The sequence below is a fragment of the Streptomyces sp. NPDC001231 genome, from assembly GCF_042896885.1.
Classification (GTDB): Bacteria; Actinomycetota; Actinomycetes; order Streptomycetales; family Streptomycetaceae; genus Streptomyces.
In genome coordinates, this window is the sequence record NZ_JBIAXS010000019.1 from 121,320 (window position 1) to 138,950 (window position 17,631).

Sequence of the window (17,631 nt, forward strand, 5' to 3'; positions counted from 1 at the left end):
GGTACGGGACCTCGCGACCCCGCTGTCCCGGTGCACCCTCGCCACACCGGACGAGCTGCTGAACTCCGTACTGGAGCGCCTCGGCGCCGCGGGCGGTGGACTGCCCATCCTGGTCATGGACGACGGCCGCCTCGGCGGGATCGTCACCGCGCACGACATCGACCGCTCCCGCCGACGCTACCGAGACCCGTCGGCCCACAGGGAGCACCCGGCGTAAGAGGCTGGGCGCTCCCCGCGTGTTGGGTGCGACGGGCCTGACGCCGTGGAACCACAGCCGCCGCGGTCATGGCCTACGGCCGCGTCGTGTACGGGCGGGTGTGCGGCTCGCCGGTCGCGGGCGCGGGTTCTCCGGTGCTGCCGACGAGGGGCCGGCTCCTGGTGTGGGGCCGACCGGTCGGCAGGGTCAGCAGCAGGCCCAGGGTGATCCACACATAGGTGTTGCTGCCGAGGAAGCCGTCGAGTCCGGAGGAGTCGTCGAACCACAGCCAGACCACGCTGCTGCACAGCAGCCCGTACAGGACGGCAGCGGTCCGCAGGCGGCGTGCGTGCGCCAGCACCGCGAACGACGGCAGCAGCCAGACGAGATGGTGCACCCAGGTGATCGGGCTGATCAGGCAGGACACAAGCCCCGTGAGGGCGAGGGCGGCCGGCCAGTCACCGGCGCCCAGGGCCCGGCGCGTGCGCCACACCCAGACCGCCAGGACGAGGACGACGGCCAGGGCCCACACGGCGCGGCTGGGTTCGCCGGGTGCCGCGAGCCGGGCGACGACGCCCTGGAGGGACTGGTTGGAGACGTAGCCGAGGCGGCCGACGCGGGTGGTGTCCCAGACGGCATGCGTCCAGTAGAAGCGGGACGCGTCCGGTGCCGCCCAGGCCGCGAGAACAGTGGCGCCTACGGTGACGGCGGTCGCGACGGCGGCGGCCCGCCAGCGCCGGGCGAGCAGCAGCAGGCCGATGAAGACCGCGGGCGTGAGCTTGACGGCCGCGGCGAGCCCGATGCCCGCCCCCGCCCAGCGGCCCCAGCGGCCGCGCCCGCTGGACAGCAGCCAACCGTCGGCGAGCACGAGAGCCAGCAGCAGGAGGTTGACCTGTCCGAAGCTGATGGTGTCCCGTACGGGTTCGAGCAGCGCCAGCGCGCAGGCCGCCAGGGCCCAGCCGAACCAGCCGTGGCGGCGCAGTTCCCGGCCGACGAGGATCCACAGCACGGCGGCGACGGCGACGAGGTTGAGCAGCAGCGCGGCCGTGATCGCCGTGTTGAGGCCGACGAGTGCCATCGGCAGCATGCTCAGGGCGGCGAACGGCGGGTAGGTGAAACCGTAGGTGGTCCCCGGCACCTGGTAGTCGTAGATGCGGCCGCCGTGGTGCACCCAGGCGTTCACGGCGCCGTAGTAGACGCGCAGGTCGAACCAGCCGCGCAGCAGCGGCACGGTGGCGGTGAAGACGGTCACGGCCACGGCGAGGCACAGGACGAGGACGAGCCGTCCCCTGTCGGTGCGCGGCGGTCTCACGCGGTCCCTCCCAGCACCGGTGCCTGAGCCGTCTGGTGGGCCTGCCACAGGACGACCAGGGCGAGCGCGCCTCCGGAGACCGCCAGGGCCACCTGGGCGAGGTCCGGCGGGCCGCCGCTCGGCAGAACGGCGAGCGCGAGGACGGCGGTCGCGGCGGCCACCCGGTGCCGGACGGAGGCGCTGGGCGCGGCGGCGGCGATGAGGAACAGGCCCCACAGGGCGTACCAGGGCCGGATCGCCGGGCCGAGGACGGCCACGGCGGCGAGGCTCAGGCCGAGCGCGTAGATCGGGCCGGGGCGCAGCCGGAGCCAGATGAACAGCACGGCGGCCGTGGTCGCGAGAAGTCCCGCCGCGTGCCAGACCGGGGTGGCGAGGGGCGCGAGGCCGCTGCCCAGTTGTGCGAGGACGTCGCCCGTGACCCGGCCCAGGACGCTGGTGGGCGACCAGTTGTGCGGGGAGACCGGTGTCCGCAGGGCCGCGATCCAGCCGTATCCCGTGCCCGTGAGGGCGGTTGCCACGACCGTGGTGGCGAGCGCGACCGCGGTGGTCGTCGCCACCGCGCGTGCCATTCCGGTGTGCCGGCGCAGCGCGATCACGGCCAGCAGGCCGAGCGCGGCCGGTGCCTTCACCAGCGCGGCGAACGTGATCAGGACGACACCGAGGACGTGGAGGCGGCCGCGGGCGGCGAGCAGTCCGATGCCGAGCAGCCCCAGCATGATGGCGTCGTTGTGGGCGCCGGCGACCAGGTGCAGCAGCACCAGCGGGTTGAGGGCGCCGAGCCACAGCGCGGCGGCGGGATCGGCACCGCACTGTCGGGCGAGCCGCGGCAGCGCGACGGCCATGAGGGCCACGCCGAGCAGTGCGACCAGCCGCATGCCGATCAGGCCGGCCGGCAGTTCCCCTCGGGTCAGACCGGACAGGGCGGAGGCGACGGCGAGGAAGACCGGACCGTAGGGGGCCGCGGTGTCCCGCCACACCGGCGCGACCTCGGCCGCGAGCGGTCCGCCGAGTTGCGCCGGCCCGTGGGTGTACACGTCGAGGTGGGCGTCGACCATGGCGCCCTGCGCGAGGTAGCTGTACACGTCCCGGCTGAACAGCGGCGGCGCCAGCAGCAGCGGTGCCGACCACACGGCGAGGACGAGCAGCAGGGCGCGGGGCGTGGGCGGCTCGGGGCCGCGGATCACCCGGCCGAGCAGCGCCCACGCGGCGATCAGCAGAACGACCCCGAAGTACACCCCCACCAGTCCGAGCGCGGCGCGCCCGGACTCGGGAGAGACCAGGTCCGCGACCGGCAGGGCCCCGGCGGTCTGACCGCCCAACGCGAGGAAGGCGGTACCGGCCAGGCCGAGGGCCTGGCAGCGGCGGAGATCGACGGGGAAAGCCATGGCCAACACTCGGGAAGCGTGTCAACGCGTGGTGACCGGAAGGCGACGCACGCCCCTCGGCCGGGCGGCGTGCGCGTGACCGCCGTGTGAGCGGCGCGCGCATGACCCCGTATGAGCGGCGTGCGCGCCTGACCCCGTATGAGCGGCCCTGGTCGGAGGCCGCCGAGGTACCGGTCCGCACGCACGGCATACGGTGGCCGGCACGACGCCGGTGGCGGCGAGGCCGACGCCGCCCTGGGAGCACCGGCACCTGCACCGGATGGCCGACTCGCCGGGCGGCTGGTGGCTCAGACCTCCGGCGAGCCGCTGCCCGCGAGCACCTCGGGCCGCAGCAGTGACTCAAGGCGCTCGGCCGGGAGCAGGCCCTTCTCCAGGACGAGTTCGGCGACGCCGCGGCCGGTGGCCAGGGCCTCCTTGGCGATGCCGGTGGCCGCCTCGTACCCGATGTACGGGTTGAGGGCGGTGACCAGACCGATGGAGTTCTCCACCGCGGCCCGCAGCTGCGCCGTGTTGGCCGTGATGCCGGCCACGCACCGCTCGGCGAGGGTCAGGCAGGCGTGCTCCAGATGCGTGATGCTCTCGGAGAGGGAGTGCAGGATGACCGGCTCGAAGGCGTTCAGCTGGAGCTGACCGGCCTCGGCGGCCATGGTGATGGTCACGTCATTGCCGATCACCTCGAAGGCGACCTGGTTGACGACCTCGGGGATCACCGGGTTGACCTTGCCGGGCATGATGCTCGAACCGGCCTGCACCGGCGGCAGGTTGATCTCGTTCAGGCCCGCGCGCGGACCGGACGACAGCAGGCGCAGGTCGTTGCAGCTCTTGGAGAGCTTGACGGCGATCCGCTTGAGCACGCCGGACATCTGCACGAAGGCACCGCAGTCCTGGGTGGCCTCCACCAGGTTGGCGGCCGTCACCAGCGGCAGGCCGGTGATCTCGGCGAGGTGACGGCGGGCCGACTCGGCGTATCCGGCGGGGGCGTTGAGACCGGTGCCGATCGCCGTGGCGCCGAGGTTGATCTCGTGGATCAGTTCGACGGCCTCCGCGAGCCGGAGACGGTCCTCGTCGAGCATGACCGCGAACGCGGAGAACTCCTGGCCCAGCGTCATCGGCACGGCGTCCTGGAGCTGGGTACGGCCCATCTTGAGTACGTCGCGGAACTCGACGGCCTTCCCGGCGAAGGCGTCCTGGAGTACGGCCATCGCCTTGAGCAGGCCGCGTACGGCGAACACCGTGGCGATCTTGACGGCGGTCGGGTAGACGTCGTTCGTGGACTGGCCGAGGTTGACGTCCTCGTTGGGGTGCAGGTGCTGGTACTCGCCCTTGGCGTGGCCGAGCAGTTCCAGCGCGCGGTTGGCGACGACCTCGTTGGCGTTCATGTTGGTGGAGGTGCCGGCGCCGCCCTGGATGACGTCGACGACGAACTCGTCGTGCAGCTTGCCGTCGCGGATCTCGCGGCATGCCTCGACGATGGCGGCGGCCTTCCGCGGCTCCAGCAGGCCGAGTTCCTCGTTGGCGAGGGCGGCGGCCTCCTTGACGGCGGCGAGGGCGTCGATCAGGTGCGGGTAGGCGGAGATCGGCGTCCCCGTGATGGGGAAGTTCTCCTTGGCGCGCAGGGAGTGGATGCCCCAGTACGCCTCGACGGGTACGTCGCGGTGGCCGAGCAGGTCGTGCTCGCTGCGGTGGGCTGCGGCGGTCATGGCTGTGCGGATCCTCTTTCGGAGGTGGACGGTGCGGTCAGGCGGGCGTTTGAGCGTGGGGGCCGCCCCCGCCCGAGCGGAGCCCGGAGCCCGGGGCGGGATCGAGCGCGCGGGCGGGGCGGACGCTGCCGACCGGTCGGCCGCCGCCGAGCAGAGGCTCCCCGGCGAACTCGGCGAGCGCGGCCGGGTCGACCCCGGCCCGGGCGAGGGCCGCGGCGGCGACCGGGACGCGCGCCCGGTTCGCTCCGTCGGCGATCTTCACGGCGACGGCCCTGCCGTCCGGCAGCGCGGCGACCTGGACGCCCTCGAAGCCGTCCTTGGCGAGCAACCCGGGCACGGCGCGCATCAGCGCCGCGACGTCGCGACCGGACCCGGAGGCCGTCTCGGCGTGCTCGCGCATGGCGTCCGCCACCCGCGCCTCGGGGGTGCCGGCCGGCGCGGTGGTGATGCGGGCCGCGGCGCGCGCGAGCCCGTGCAGCGAGACGGCGAACAGGGGCGCTCCGCAGCCGTCGACGGTCACGCGGGCGATCGCCTGCCCGGTGAGGTCCTCTACGGTCTCGGCGACGGCCCGCTGCAACGGGTGGCCCGGGTCGAGGTAGTCCTCCAGCGGCCAGCCGTTGAGGCGGCAGGTGTAGAGCATGGCCGCGTGCTTGCCGGAGCAGTTCTGCGCGAGCCGGGACGGCAGCCGCCCCTCGCGCACCCAGGCGTCACGGACGACCGGGTCGTACGGCAGGTCGGGGACGTTGCGCAGGTCGTCCTCGGTGACTCCGGCCAGCTCCAGGATGCGCCGGGTGCCGGCCAGGTGCCGCTCCTCCCCGGAGTGGCTGGCCGCGGTCAGCGACAGCAGTTCCCCGTCGAGCGGCAGCCCGGCCCGGAGCATCGCCACCGCCTGTACCGGCTTGAGCGCCGAGCGCGGGTAGAAGGCGGCCTCGATGTCGCCGAGTTGCAGCTCCACGGCTCCGTCGGCGCCGAGGACGACGACCGAGCCGTAGTGGATGCCCTCGACGACCCCGCCGCGGACGAGGTGGGCGACGGGGACGTGCAGGGGCTCCCGGACCGCAGGAGCCCCGGCCACCGAACTTCCGTACATCACTGCCTGGTTCATGCCTCGGGTCCGTCTTCCGTGGGGGCGTCCGTGCGGCTCGGGCGCATGATCTCGGTGAGGGTCGTCTCGACGCGGTCGAGATGGTGGGTCATGGCCTGCACCGCGTCGTGCTCGGAACCGTCGATCAGCGCCTCGACGATCGCCCGGTGCTCGCGGTTGGACTGCTCGCGTCGGCCGCCGAGTTCGTTGAGGAAGGCGGACTGGCGGGCCAGCGCGTCCCGGATCTCCTCGATCACCCGGCGGAAGACCGGGTTCTGGGCGGCTTCGGCCACGGCCAGGTGGAAGACGGTGTCCATCGCGACCCAGGCAGTGGTGTCCGTCTCCTGCTCCATCCGGTCCAGGAGGTGGGCCAGGTGGTCGAGGTTCTCCGCGGTGCGGCGCCGCGCCGCGTACCCGGCGACCGGGATCTCGACGTGGCGGCGGACCTCCAGGAGGTCGCTGGCCGCGTAGTCGCCGAAGGTGGGGTCCTCGACGGCGTTGGCGACGACGAAGGTGCCCTTGCCGGTCCTGGACACCGTGAGCCCCATCGTCTGCAGGGCCCGCAGGGCCTCCCGCAGCACGGGCCGGCTGATCTCCAGGGTGCGGCACAGCTCCGCCTCCGAGGGGAGCTTGTCGCCGATGGCGTAGTCACCGCGCTCGATGGCGCCGCGAAGGTGGCCGAGCACCGCTTCCATGGCGCTGACGCGCCGCGGCCCCGGACCACCTGTCTGGCTGTCTGACAGGTTCACGGAGTGATCCTGCGGGTGACGGGGCCGGACTGTCAAGGCGTGCCCGAATCCGAGAGCTACCCGGCGGGCAGCGCCTCCCGCATCGCCTTCGCGGCGCCGGCCGGGTCGTAGTCCTCGGGGACGCCTGGCACCAGGATGATGTCGCCGTCGATGTGCCGGGAGCGCAGCGGTGCGATCTCCTGGTACGCGGGCGAGTCCCACCAGGCCCGCGCCTCGGCGATCCCGGGGAAGGAGATCACCACGACGCGCCCGGGCCAGTTGCCCTCCTTCACCTCGTGCCGCGCGGCGTGCACGAGGAAACGGCCACCGTACGGCTCGAAGGTGGCGGAGATGCGCTCGATGTACTCGGCGATCTCCGGGTGCGGAGCGACCTCTTGCAAGTGAGCTATGGCGTAAGCGGGCATGTCGTCCTTCCGGCCGGTCGGGCTCTGTTACACCCGGCGATCCTGGCAGGTGGGTGCGCTGGGGGCGATGACCTGACAGGTAAGTGCCTGCCGCACGCACGGGCAGGGCCAAAGCCGCCGCACCGGCTCCTACGCCCCAGGCGCGAGCCGGTGTGACTTCATCTCTGTGACACGCTGTGAAGCATGGGGTGGACCTTCAAACTGCATGGTGGTGTTGCGGCCGGGCTGGGCGCCGCGCTCCTCTCGCTGGCCGCGCTCACATGGCTGCCCGGGACCTTGCCGCTGCCGGGCGCGAGTTGGTGGGAGGCCGCGATCTTCGCTTCCACCTTCTCGACCTGTGTCTCCGCTCTGGCGCGACTGGCCCTGACGCGTGCGGCCAAGGACGCGGTGTGGCTGGCCTTCCGGTGCCTGCCGGGCACAGCGCAGATGGCACTTGGGGCGTTGATCGTGGGCGGTGCGGTTCTGTTGGTGCTCGACACACTGACGGAAACCAACCTGCAATCAGCCGAGATCAGGGACGGCCGTTACGTCGCCTTCGATACGTCGCCCGATGCGCGCGGTGTGGTCGAGGTCTCCCGGCGCCGCTACGAGGATGTGCTGGAGAGCGATCAGCGCATCATGCTCGCCGTGCCGGGCGTGCTCTGCCTCGGCGGCGCCTATGCCGCGCTGACAGCCGGGGAACTGCGCCGCGCGGACCGCGCTGTCGCCCCGGCTGACGCCACGTAAGACGCGCGCTACTGCCCCACCCGGCCGTCGATGCGCTCGCGCAGCAGATCAGCGTGCCCGCAGTGGCGGGCGTACTCCTCGATCCGGTGGACCCACAGCTCCCGGACAGAGTTGCGGTCGCGGCCCACCCTCGCACCCAGATCGGCGTACTCGCCCAACACCGCGTCGGTCGCCGCCTGTTCACGGGCCAGATCGGTGAGCGCGCTGTCCACCAGACCCTGTTCCCCGACGGCTCCCTCGAAGTCGCCGTCATCCGCTCCGTACAGCTTCGGCGCCGGGTCCCCCGGCACGATCCAGTTGCGCCAGTCCCGCTCCACCTCGGCAAGGTGGCGGACCAGTCCCAGCAAGGACATGGTCGACGGCGGCACCGACCGGCGTGCCAGTTGCTCCGGGTTCAGTCCCTCGCACTTCATCCGCAGGGTCAGCCGATAGCCCGTCAGGTAGTCCAGCAAGGTCGCCAACTCGCCATCGGGACTGGGTTTGTCATTGTTACGGGGGTCCTCGTCGGGGTCCGCCCACATGTCGGGGTAGACGCTGGCCTGACTCCACCGCTCGGGTATGTCGCTCACCGAGTGCATGATCCTGAGCGGCGGTCCGCCGGGCAAGTGGTTTATCAGGCGGGCCAGCGATGGCGAACCGGCTTAGGAGCTCAGGTGGTTGACGAACCTCCGAGCCCAAGGTGGAAGCGCAGCAGGCGCACCCGGTCCGGGCCGAGCACGCCTTCGGCGGCGAGCAGTTGCTCACGGAGCGCGTCGAGCGTGCGGCCCTGCGGCATCGAGTACGTCGTGACGGCTTCACGCGCGAGCCAGGTCGCGATGTCGCCACGGGCGCGGTTGCGCATCGGGGGTGACGGGTCGGCGACGAGTTCGAGGTCGACGAGCAGTCGAGTCCAGGTGTCCCGTTCGTGGAGCAAACGGTAGGCGGCCATGCGGATGTGCTGCGGGTTGCCCGCGGTGAGGAGTTGGCGGAGGCGCAGCAGGTCGAGGCGGGACGTCCAGGGGCGCAGTGCGATGGTGACCTGCCGGGTCACCGCTCCGGACGGGTCGGTGAGCATCGCGAAGAGGGGCTCCGGGTCGGCCGTGCCCAGACGGCGCAGTGCGCGCACAGCCTCCGCTCGTGCGCGAGGCCGCGGGTGTTCCAGCCAGGCCGCGACGAGGACGGCGTCGTCAGCGGTCCCCGTCTCACCGAGGCCGGCGATGGCTCCCGGCTCGGGGCGGGACGCCGTGATGATGCGCCGGTACTGCTCCGCCGGGTCGGATCCGGCGCGGCGCAGTGCCGCCTGAGCGACCGCCCGCACGATCGGGTTGCGGTCGGCGAGCGCGGCGGTGGCAGGGGTGATGTCGCCCTCCCGGGCCAGCACGTGCACGGCCTCTGCGCGAACCCTCGCGGTGCCGCTGGACATCAGGGGGCGGACGCGGTCGACGGTTCCGGCCGCGACCGCGGCTTTCACCGCGGCTTCGGCGCAGCGGATCCGGGTGGGCAGGTCGTCGTCGTGTTCGGCGGCGTGGAGCATCTGCTCCAGGTCGAGCCGGCCGGCGCCGAGCGCGGTCAGGTGCGCGGTGCGGCGGGTGAGCCGGTCCGGAGTGGCGAGGAGGGCGGTCAGCAGCTCGTCCGGGCCTTCTCGCATGACGGCTTCGACGCGTTCGGCCAGCCAGCGGCCCTCGCGCCGGTCCCGCAGGGCCAGGGCGACGGCCGCGGCCGCGACCAACGCCGCACCGGAGGGCTCGGCGAGGCGGCGCTCGAGCGCCGCGCGGGCACGGTCACGGACCTGCGGCACCCAGTCCGAGGCCCGCAGCGCCAGTGCGGGCACCGCCGGCGTGTCGTCGAGTTCGGCCAGACACGCGACGGCCGCCTCACGGACATGGCCGTCGGAGTGGAACGCGGCGACCGTGAGCCCCAGCGGTGAGGGTTCACCTTGGACCAGCCGTTGTACCGCGGCCGCCGACCAGCGTGGAGCCCGCCACCAAGCACGGCGTACCGCCACGTCGAGCATGAGCCACAAACGGGGAGTTGCCCGGAGCAGGAACTGTCCGGTGTCGGCAAGCAGCTTCGGGTCATCATCGCGGTCGACGGCGAGCAGCAGGACGGCCAGTTCGTCGGCGTTTCGGACACGCCCGGACTCGATGGCGGCTGCCTCGAGCCGGAGTTGACCCGCCGTTGGCCGAAGAGGCAGGCGGTCTTCGCGCAGGTGCGGCGTGACGCCGAGGACTTCGAGGCGGCCACGCAGCCGCCGCAGCAACTGCCGTCCAAGGCTGGGGACCACGATGCTCCGGTCCGATCAGTGGGTCGGCCGCTCGGGCGGCGGGGCATTCAGGATCCTCTCGGCCCACGGCTTGCGCGAGCCATTTTGGTGGGGCAACGGCATCAGGGCTTACGGGGCCGCCCCTCGATTATCGGCCAGATGTCATGTACAGCTCTTGACCGTATTGGTTTAGACCTTTAGATTCCAGGCCGTCAGGCCCCTCCGACAGCGCCGGGTTGAGTGCTCGTGTCGCAACGACGATCTTGGCCGGCTCGCGCTCGACCCCCGCCCTCGCGGCCGCCCCGAGCCCCACCGGAGCCCGGCGGCCACGTCGTCACTCCATCACCTCTTCCTCAGGAGGAGCACTCCTCATGTCCACCCCCCACCCCGGTACCGATCTCCGCAGACGCTCACCCCTGGCCAGGCTCACGGTCAGCGCGGTGCTCGCTCTCGCCCTCTCCGCTCTGTTCGGCGTCTCGCCCGCCTGGGCGGCGGACGGGCAGATCACCGGCCTCGCGGGCAAGTGCGTCGACGTCGCCGCCGCGAGCAACGCCAACGGCACGGCCGTCCAGCTCTACGACTGCAACGGCACGAACGCCCAGAAGTGGTCCAACTCCGGCGACGGAACCCTGCGGGCGCTCGGCAAGTGCCTCGACGTCGTCGACCGCAGCACGGCCAACGGCGCGGCCGTCCAACTGTGGGACTGCTCCGGCGGAGCGAACCAGCAGTGGGTCGTCACCGGCGCTCGCGACATCGTCAACCCGGCCGCGAACAAGTGCCTCGACGTCCGGGACAACAACAGTGCCAACGGCACTCGCCTGCAGATCTGGACCTGCACCGGAGGCGCCAACCAGAAGTGGAACGCTCCCGCGAGCGGCGGCGGCAACCCGTCCGGATTCGTCGTCTCCGAAGCCCAGTTCAACCAGATGTTCCCGAACCGGAACTCCTTCTACACGTACAGCGGCCTCACCGCCGCGCTCGGCGCCTACCCCGGCTTCGCCGGTACGGGCAGCGACACGACCAGGAAGCAGGAGGCGGCCGCGTTCCTGGCCAACGTCAATCACGAGACGGGCGGCCTGGTCTACGTCGTGGAGCAGAACACCGCCAACTACCCCCACTACTGCGACTGGAACCAGCCGTACGGCTGCCCCGCCGGGCAGGCGGCCTACTACGGCCGCGGGCCGATCCAGCTCAGCTGGAACTTCAACTACAAGGCAGCCGGCGACGCGCTCGGCATCGACCTGCTCAACAACCCCTGGCTGGTGCAGAACGACGCGTCCGTGGCCTGGAAGACCGGCCTGTGGTACTGGAACACCCAGTCGGGTCCCGGCACCATGACCCCGCACGCCGCCATGGTCAACGGCGCCGGCTTCGGGCAGACCATCCGCTCGATCAACGGCTCCCTGGAGTGCGACGGCAGGAATCCCGCCCAGGTGCAGAGCCGCGTGGACGCCTACCAGCGCTTCGCCTCCATCCTCGGCGTGAGCCCCGGTAACAACCTTTACTGCTGAGCGGCTTCCTTCCTCCGGAAGGCGGGGCGTGGACCGATGGAGTTCCGGTCCACGCCCCGCCTGTCGCCGGCGTCAGAAGCCGGCACGCGGCGTCAGGAAAGGGACGCCGTGAGCCCTCTGAGTGCCGGGAGTGCCGCGGCGCCGATCAGGCCGGCGTCCGGGCCGAGGGCGGCCCGGTGGATGGGCGGCGGCACGGGGCGGGTGCGGGTGGTGTGGGCGTAGGCCTCGCGCAGGGCGGTGTGCAGCGGTCCGTCGCCGGTGCCGAGCCCGCCGCCGAGCACGATCGCCGAGGGGTCGAGAACGCGGACGAGCTGGCCGAGCACCGTGCCCAGCGCCTGTCCGGCGGTCGTCAGGACCCTGGCCGCGGCCGGGTCGCCGGACCGGGCCAGGACGGTCATCCGCGCCCAGGGCCTGGACGGCTTCCGCGAGGCACTCGCCACCGCGCTGGCCGCAGAGCGCACCACCGTCGTCCACGTGGAGACCGACCCCCTGGTGCCGGCGCCCGACTCGGACGCCTGGTGGGACGTCCCGGTCGCCGAGGTCTCCGCGCTGCCGTCGACCACCGCGGCCCGCGCCGCCTACGAGCAGCACAAGAAGGCCCAGCGCCCGCTGCTCACCCCACCCCCGGGCCTGACCCGGCCCCGGCCCGCGTCCCCTGAGGCTCCCTCAGCAGGACGCGGGCCTGTGTGCCGTCCTGCCTGCTCCCGGCGATTCGGCGACGTGCGCAGCGGAGCCGGTGTACGCAATATGCGCAAAACCGGCATCGTCCATCGGCATCGGACGGACAAAAAGAAAGGGAAAGGAGGTCACCCGCTCCTTTCCACTCTCAACGTATAGCGCACTGGGGGGCTTGCGGCAAGGCCCCCGTCGTGCCGCAGAATCGCCGGCCGAAGCCAGAAAACGAGGGTGGGTGTCGCGAAGTGCGTGTGTTGTTGTCGACGTATGGATCGCGTGGGGACGTCGAACCGCTGGTGGCACTCGCGGTGCGGTTGCGGGAACTCGGCGCGCAGGTGCGGGTGTGCGCGCCACCGGACGAGGACTTCGCACAGCGGTTGGCCGGTGTCGGCGTACCGCTGGTGCCGGTCGGCCGGTCGGCACGCGCGCTGACGACCGCGGCGCCGTCGCCGTCGTCGCTGCCCCAGCGCGCGGCCGAGCTGATCGCCGGCCAGCTCGACGCGGTCACCGCGGCGGCCGGGGGATGCGACGCGGTGGTGGCGACCGGCATGATGCCGGCCGCGGCCGGCGCGCTGTCGGTGGCCGAGAAGCTGGGCATCCGCTCCGTGTCCGTGACCTTCCAGCAGCTCACCCTGCCGTCGCCGCACCGCGCACCGCTGGCGTATCCGGGCCGTCCGTTCCCGCCGGACGTGACCGACAACAGGGAGCTGTGGGACCTGGACGCCCAGAGCATCAACTCGCTGTTCGGTGAGGCGCTCAACACGAACCGCGCGTCGATCGGCCTGCCGCCGGTGGACGACGTCCGCGACTACGTCATCGGCGACCGGCCGTGGCTGGCGACGGACCCGGCGTTGGACCCGTGGCAGCGGACGCCGGACCTCGACGTCGTCCAGACCGGTGCGTGGATCCTGCCCGACATGCGCCCGCTCCCGGCGGAGTTGACGGCGTTCCTGGACGCCGGGACGCCACCGGTGTACGTGGGCTTCGGCAGCATGCCCATGCGCACCTCGACGGACGTCGCCCAGGCGGCCGTCGACGCGATCCGAGCACAGGGCCGCCGCGCGGTCGTGGCCCGTGGCTGGGCCGACCTGTCCCTGATCGACGACCGTGACGACTGCTTCGCCGTCGGCGAGGTCAACCAGCAGGCGCTGTTCGGCCGGGTGGCCGCCGTCGTGCACCACGGCGGCGCGGGCACCACGACGACGGCCACCCGGGCCGGCGCGCCTCAGGTGGTGGTGCCCCAGGCGGCGGACCAGCCGTACTGGGCCGGCCGGGTGGCGGATCTCGGCATCGGCGCGGCACACGACGGTCCGACTCCGACCTTCGAGTCCCTGTCGGCCGCGCTCGGGACGGCCCTCGCCCCCGGTACCCGCGCACGCGCGACCGCCGTGGCCGACATGATCCGCGCCGACGGAGCGGCGGTGGCCGCGAAGCTGTTGCTCGACGCGATCAGCTGAGAAGTCCACCGGTGCCCGCGTGAGCCACGCGGGATCGCCGAGCCGGGACCCGGAACACGACAACCCGCCGGCCCGAGGTCAGGCCGGGCCGGACACCTTGCCGCACGCAACGGTCGCAAGCGACCCCAGATCGGAACCGAAGACCATGAACCCCCTCACCACCAGCGCTTTCGACCTTCCCGACCGCCTCTCCTCCAAGGCCGACCCGACACTGATCGCCGACGACGAGCAGCACTTCGCGGCCATCGCGGAGTGCCTCGAGCAGTCGATCGCCGAGGTGTCCGACCGCCTCGCCGCCGAACGCAGGGCGCCCGGCGGCACAGGCCGGCAGGCGTTGGACCGGGACCTGGAGATCCACCGGCTGACCGCTCGCCTGCGCACACTGCGCCGCTTCGGCCTGGACCTGTGCCTCGGCCGCATGGTCGGCGCGGACCACTCCGGGCCCGTGTACGTCGGCCGGCTCGGCCTCACCGACAGCACGGGCCGCCGGCTGCTGCTCGACTGGCGCTCCCCCGCGGCTGAGCCGTTCTTCGGAGCCACCCACGCCAACCCGATGGGTCTGACGAGCCGCCGCAGGTATCGCTGGACCCGCGGCCGGATCGGCGACTACTGGGACGAGGTGTTCACCGCGGACGACTTCGCCGGGCACGCCGCGCTCGACGACCAGTCCGCGTTCATCGCCAGCCTGGGCAGCAGCCGTGCGCCTCGGATGCGCGACGTGCTCGGCACCATCCAGGCCGACCAGGACGCCATCATCCGCGCGGGATCCCGCGGCGCTCTCGTCGTCGACGGCGGTCCGGGCACGGGGAAGACCGTCGTCGCCCTGCACCGCGCCGCCTACCTCCTCCACTCCGACCCCCGCCTCGGTCACCGCCGCGGCGGCCTGCTGTTCGTCGGCCCGCACCAGCCCTACCTCGGTTACGTCGCCGACGTCCTCCCCAGCCTCGGCGAGGAGGGCGTACGGACCTGCACCCTGCGCGACCTCGTCGCCGAAGGGGCCACGGCGGCGGTCGAGGCCGATCCGGACGTGGCCCGTCTGAAGTCGTCCGCGGATCTGGTGAAGGCGATCGAGCCGGCCGTCAGGTTCTACGAGGAGCCGCCCGCCAAGGGGATGACGGTCTCCACCCACTGGTCCGACATCCGGCTGACCGCCGACGACTGGGCCGCCGCGTTCGAGGCGGCGGACCCCGGTACCCCGCACAACGAGGCACGCGACCAGGTCTGGGAGGAACTGCTCACGATCCTGGTGGACAAGCACGACGGCGACGCCCCGGACGACCTGCTGCGCGGATCGCTGCGGCAGAACAGGGAACTGCGAACGACTTTCGGCCGTGCCTGGCCGCTGCTCGAAGCGGCCGACCTCGTCGGAGATCTGTGGTCCGTGCCCGCCTATCTACGGATGTGCGCTCCCTGGCTCGGCCCCGGCGACGTCGAGAAGCTCCAGCGCCCGGACGCCCAGGCCTGGACGGTGTCCGACCTGCCGCTGCTGGACGCGGCGCGGCAGCGCCTCGGTGACCCGGAGACGTCACGGCGCAAGGCCCGGCACGAGGCCGTCATCGCCGCCCAACGCGAGCGCATGGCGCAGGTCGTCGACAACCTGATCGCCGCCGCGGCCGACTCCGGGGCCGACGGGGACGACGGCGAGGGCCTGGTCACGATGCTGCGCGGTGAGGACGCCGAGGTCAGCCTGGTGGACGAGTCCGAACTGTCCGTCGCCGACCCGGACCAGCTCGCCGGCCCGTTCGCGCACATCGTCGTCGACGAGGCTCAGGAACTGACCGACGCGGAGTGGCAGATGCTGCTGCTGCGGTGTCCGTCCCGGAGCTTCACCGTCGTCGGGGATCGTGCCCAGGCCAGGCGCGGGTTCAGGGAGTCGTGGCGGGAACGGCTCGAACGGATCGGGCTCGAACGGATCGACCTGGCGTCCCTGAGCATCAACTACCGGACGCCGGAAGAGATCATGGCGGAAGCCGAGCCGGTCATCCGGGCCGTGCTCCCGGATGCCAACGTGCCGACCTCCGTCCGCAGCGGCGGCGTCCCCGTCGTGCACGGATCCACCGCAGACCTGCGCTCGCTCCTCGACACCTGGCTCGCCGCTCATGCCGACGGGATCGCCTGCGTCATCGGCGATCCGGCTCTCCCGAGCACGGCTCGCGTCCGGTCGCTCACCCCGGAACTGTCCAAGGGACTCGAATTCGACCTGGTCGTCCTCGTCGACCCGGAGACGTTCGGCGAGGGCGTCGAAGGAGCGATCGACCGCTATGTCGCCATGACCAGGGCGACCCAGCAGCTCGTCATCCTCACGAGCCCGTGACGTCGGCCCGGACGCCGGCCGGGCGAGGCGGCCGGCGACCGCCCACCTCGGCACCGGCGCGGGAAAAAAACAGGTTTCGCCGGCCGTCGTGTCCTCCCTACCGTTCAGGATCATGGATGACATCACTGCCCCGCCACGGCTGACCCGGCTCACCTTCCACGGCCCGCTCTCCGAGGATCGGGCCGCCAGGATGATCCGGCGGCTCACCTCCCCGGCCGGTCCGACAGCCCCGGCCACCGTGCTCGACATCGGCTGCGGCTGGGGCGAGCTCATGCTCCGCCTTCTCGAGGCGATGCCCGCAGCGACCGGAGTCGGTGTCGACCTGAACGAGGTGGACCTCGCCCGCGGGCGTGCCAACGCCGAAAGCCGCGGGCTGGCCGAGCGTGCCCGCTTCGTCGAGGAGTCCGCCGTCGACACCGCCCGAGGCCCCGCGGACCTCGTACTCTGCCTCAGCGCCAGTCACGCCCTCAGCGAGGCCCGGCCCCCCGAGCACACCACGGCCGCCCTGCACGCCCTTCGGCGTCTGGTCACCCCGGGCGGCCGTGTTCTGCTCGGTGAGGGGTTCTGGCAACGCCCGCCTGCTCCGGGCGAGTTGGCGGCCATGTGGCCTGACGCGTCCGCCTCCGAGTTCCACCACGTCGCCGACCTCGTCGACCTCGCCGTCGCCGCGGGGTTCCGTCCGGCGTGGATCGAGACCGCGAACGACGACGAATGGGAGGAATTCGAGTCCGCCTACCAGTCCGACGTCGAGGAATGGCTCGCAGCCCATCCCGGTCATCCCCTGGCGAAGGAGACCCGCGACCGCGTCGACCGCCACCGCGGCATGTGGCTGCGGGGTTATCGCGGCGTCCTGGGCATGGCCTACCTGACCCTCGTTCCCGTGGACTGAGGATCGGGCGGTGTCACTGGGAGCGCCCGACAGCCTCGCGCTGCCGGGCACCGCCCACTGGCTCCACCGCGTTCAGCGCCCTTCCTTCCGCCTGCTGCGCACGAGCCAGGTGGCTCCTCCGACGGCCAGGGCGACCGGCCACTCAAGGGCCCCCGCGACAGCGAGGGCTCCCAGGCCCCCGTAGAAGACCAGGTCCCGGGTGGGCACGTTCTCCAGGCTGAGGTACGGGATCGGAACCGGGGCGCGGAACATGCGAGTGCGCAGGTGGACACCCCCGTCAGGGTGAGCCTCACCGGTCCCGTTCCGGGCTTGCGTACGCTCAGTGAACACTCGCGTGCTCCGGCTCCCGTACTGCCCCTTCTGGGCCCGCACGCGTGCCGCGGGCTCGAGCGTGGTCAGTCCAGCGTCCGACATCTTCTTCTGGGCCCGGACACGCTCGGTGGGCTCGAGCACGGTCTCGGCTGCCGTAACCATCCCCACTCCTCCTCTCCTGTGAGCCGGTATGTGAGCCGGTATGGATGTGTCTGGATGTGTCTCTTCATCCGTCCTCTCTTCCATCCTCGCGCGCCGTCCGCCATAGCAGCTCCCTCGCGGCGAACCCGGACGACTCGGCCTGGCCCCGCGCCCGCTCACTTCACGGTCACGAACCGAGCCGGCTCGGCCGGTGCCGCATCAGGGCCCGGCCGTGCCGCACCGCCGTGACCAGGGCCGTCAAGAACGACACCGGGTTGCTCGTCCCTCCCGGGGTGGTCAGGGTGACCCCGACCGAGCCCGCCCCCGAGGGGGAGACCGCGGTGACCTGGGTCGGTGAGACGTCGGTGACGCTCGCGGCGGGCCCTGTGCCGAACAGCACCGCGCTGATGTTGGAGAGGTCGGTACCGGTGATGGTCACCAGCGTGCCTCCGCCGGTGTCGCACTCTCAGTGACCCACACGTCCGATCGAGTGACAGGAGGCAATTCACCGTAATCACCCGCATGGAGTAACCC

Annotated in this window: 15 protein-coding genes and 1 pseudogene; 5 read left to right on the forward strand and 11 right to left on the reverse strand. The window is 72.2% G+C overall.

All coding sequences use genetic code 11. From position 1 onward, the window contains the following. Positions 1–290: 290 nt before the first annotated feature. The 6 genes from ACFY3J_RS23335 to ACFY3J_RS23360 form a co-directional block, all read right to left on the reverse strand. Complete coding sequence (locus tag ACFY3J_RS23335) at positions 291–1,508, reverse strand: glycosyltransferase 87 family protein (RefSeq protein ID WP_384184081.1); 1,218 nt, start codon at positions 1,506–1,508, stop codon at positions 291–293. Further along, on the reverse strand, positions 1,505–2,893 hold the full coding sequence (gene mptB / locus ACFY3J_RS23340; RefSeq protein WP_390841667.1) for a polyprenol phosphomannose-dependent alpha 1,6 mannosyltransferase MptB: 1,389 nt from the start codon (positions 2,891–2,893) through the stop codon (positions 1,505–1,507). The genes ACFY3J_RS23335 and mptB overlap by 4 nt, the downstream gene beginning before the upstream one ends. Positions 2,894–3,180: 287 nt before the next feature. After that, positions 3,181–4,593, reverse strand: coding sequence for an aspartate ammonia-lyase (gene aspA, locus ACFY3J_RS23345; RefSeq protein ID WP_390841668.1), 1,413 nt, complete (start codon positions 4,591–4,593; stop codon positions 3,181–3,183). A 37-nt stretch (positions 4,594–4,630) separates the two neighbouring features. Next, the gene (locus ACFY3J_RS23350) at positions 4,631–5,683 is read right to left on the reverse strand and encodes an asparaginase (RefSeq protein WP_390841688.1); all 1,053 of its coding nucleotides are present in this window, start codon (positions 5,681–5,683) and stop codon (positions 4,631–4,633) included. Positions 5,684–5,694: 11 nt separating this feature from the next. Beyond that, on the reverse strand, positions 5,695–6,372 hold the full coding sequence (locus tag ACFY3J_RS23355; protein WP_384184179.1) for a FadR/GntR family transcriptional regulator: 678 nt from the start codon (positions 6,370–6,372) through the stop codon (positions 5,695–5,697). Between the two features lie 110 nt (positions 6,373–6,482). Beyond that, complete coding sequence (locus ACFY3J_RS23360) at positions 6,483–6,830, reverse strand: DUF1330 domain-containing protein (RefSeq protein WP_384184090.1); 348 nt, start codon at positions 6,828–6,830, stop codon at positions 6,483–6,485. Positions 6,831–7,013: 183 nt separating this feature from the next. On the opposite strand from ACFY3J_RS23360, the gene ACFY3J_RS23365 reads away from it, so the two are divergent. Next, positions 7,014–7,556 carry a hypothetical protein gene (locus ACFY3J_RS23365; RefSeq protein WP_384184093.1) on the forward strand — a complete coding sequence of 181 codons (543 nt, stop codon included), beginning with the start codon at positions 7,014–7,016 and terminating at the stop codon, positions 7,554–7,556. Positions 7,557–7,564: 8 nt separating this feature from the next. Here the strand turns inward: ACFY3J_RS23365 and ACFY3J_RS23370 are convergent, their stop codons facing one another. Both ACFY3J_RS23370 and ACFY3J_RS23375 read right to left on the reverse strand, forming a co-directional pair. Further along, positions 7,565–8,134 (reverse strand): DinB family protein, encoded by a 570-nt coding sequence (locus ACFY3J_RS23370; protein WP_384184095.1) that lies wholly within the window; start codon positions 8,132–8,134, stop codon positions 7,565–7,567. Between the two features lie 71 nt (positions 8,135–8,205). Continuing rightward, a complete protein-coding gene (locus ACFY3J_RS23375) occupies positions 8,206–9,819 on the reverse strand; it encodes a hypothetical protein (RefSeq protein ID WP_390841669.1) in 1,614 nt (537 codons plus the stop codon). Between the two features lie 350 nt (positions 9,820–10,169). Between ACFY3J_RS23375 and ACFY3J_RS23380 the strand changes: the two genes are divergently transcribed. Next, on the forward strand, positions 10,170–11,309 hold the full coding sequence (locus ACFY3J_RS23380) for a glycoside hydrolase family 19 protein (protein ID WP_384184100.1): 1,140 nt from the start codon (positions 10,170–10,172) through the stop codon (positions 11,307–11,309). A 92-nt stretch (positions 11,310–11,401) separates the two neighbouring features. Here ACFY3J_RS23380 and ACFY3J_RS23385 read toward each other — a convergent pair whose 3' ends face one another. Then, entirely contained in the window at positions 11,402–11,872 is a 471-nt protein-coding gene (locus ACFY3J_RS23385) for an ROK family protein (RefSeq protein ID WP_384184103.1), read from the reverse strand. Positions 11,873–12,235: 363 nt separating this feature from the next. Here ACFY3J_RS23385 and ACFY3J_RS23390 point away from each other — a divergent pair, with 363 nt between their 5' ends. The 3 genes from ACFY3J_RS23390 (at position 12,236) to ACFY3J_RS23400 (ending at position 16,644) form a co-directional block, all read left to right on the forward strand. Then, on the forward strand, positions 12,236–13,441 hold the full coding sequence (locus tag ACFY3J_RS23390; protein ID WP_390841689.1) for a glycosyltransferase: 1,206 nt from the start codon (positions 12,236–12,238) through the stop codon (positions 13,439–13,441). Positions 13,442–13,586: 145 nt separating this feature from the next. Then, on the forward strand, positions 13,587–15,755 hold the full coding sequence (helR, locus tag ACFY3J_RS23395) for an RNA polymerase recycling motor ATPase HelR (RefSeq protein ID WP_390841670.1): 2,169 nt from the start codon (positions 13,587–13,589) through the stop codon (positions 15,753–15,755). 112 nt (positions 15,756–15,867) lie between these two features. Further along, complete coding sequence (locus tag ACFY3J_RS23400; RefSeq protein WP_384184109.1) at positions 15,868–16,644, forward strand: SAM-dependent methyltransferase; 777 nt, start codon at positions 15,868–15,870, stop codon at positions 16,642–16,644. Between the two features lie 72 nt (positions 16,645–16,716). On the opposite strand, the gene ACFY3J_RS23405 is transcribed toward ACFY3J_RS23400, so the two are convergent. Continuing rightward, positions 16,717–17,118 carry a hypothetical protein gene (locus ACFY3J_RS23405; RefSeq protein ID WP_384184112.1) on the reverse strand — a complete coding sequence of 134 codons (402 nt, stop codon included), beginning with the start codon at positions 17,116–17,118 and terminating at the stop codon, positions 16,717–16,719. Between the two features lie 241 nt (positions 17,119–17,359). Beyond that, positions 17,360–17,554: pseudogene (locus ACFY3J_RS23410) on the reverse strand (IPT/TIG domain-containing protein); the annotation flags it as partial. Between the last annotated feature and the right edge of the window lie 77 nt (positions 17,555–17,631).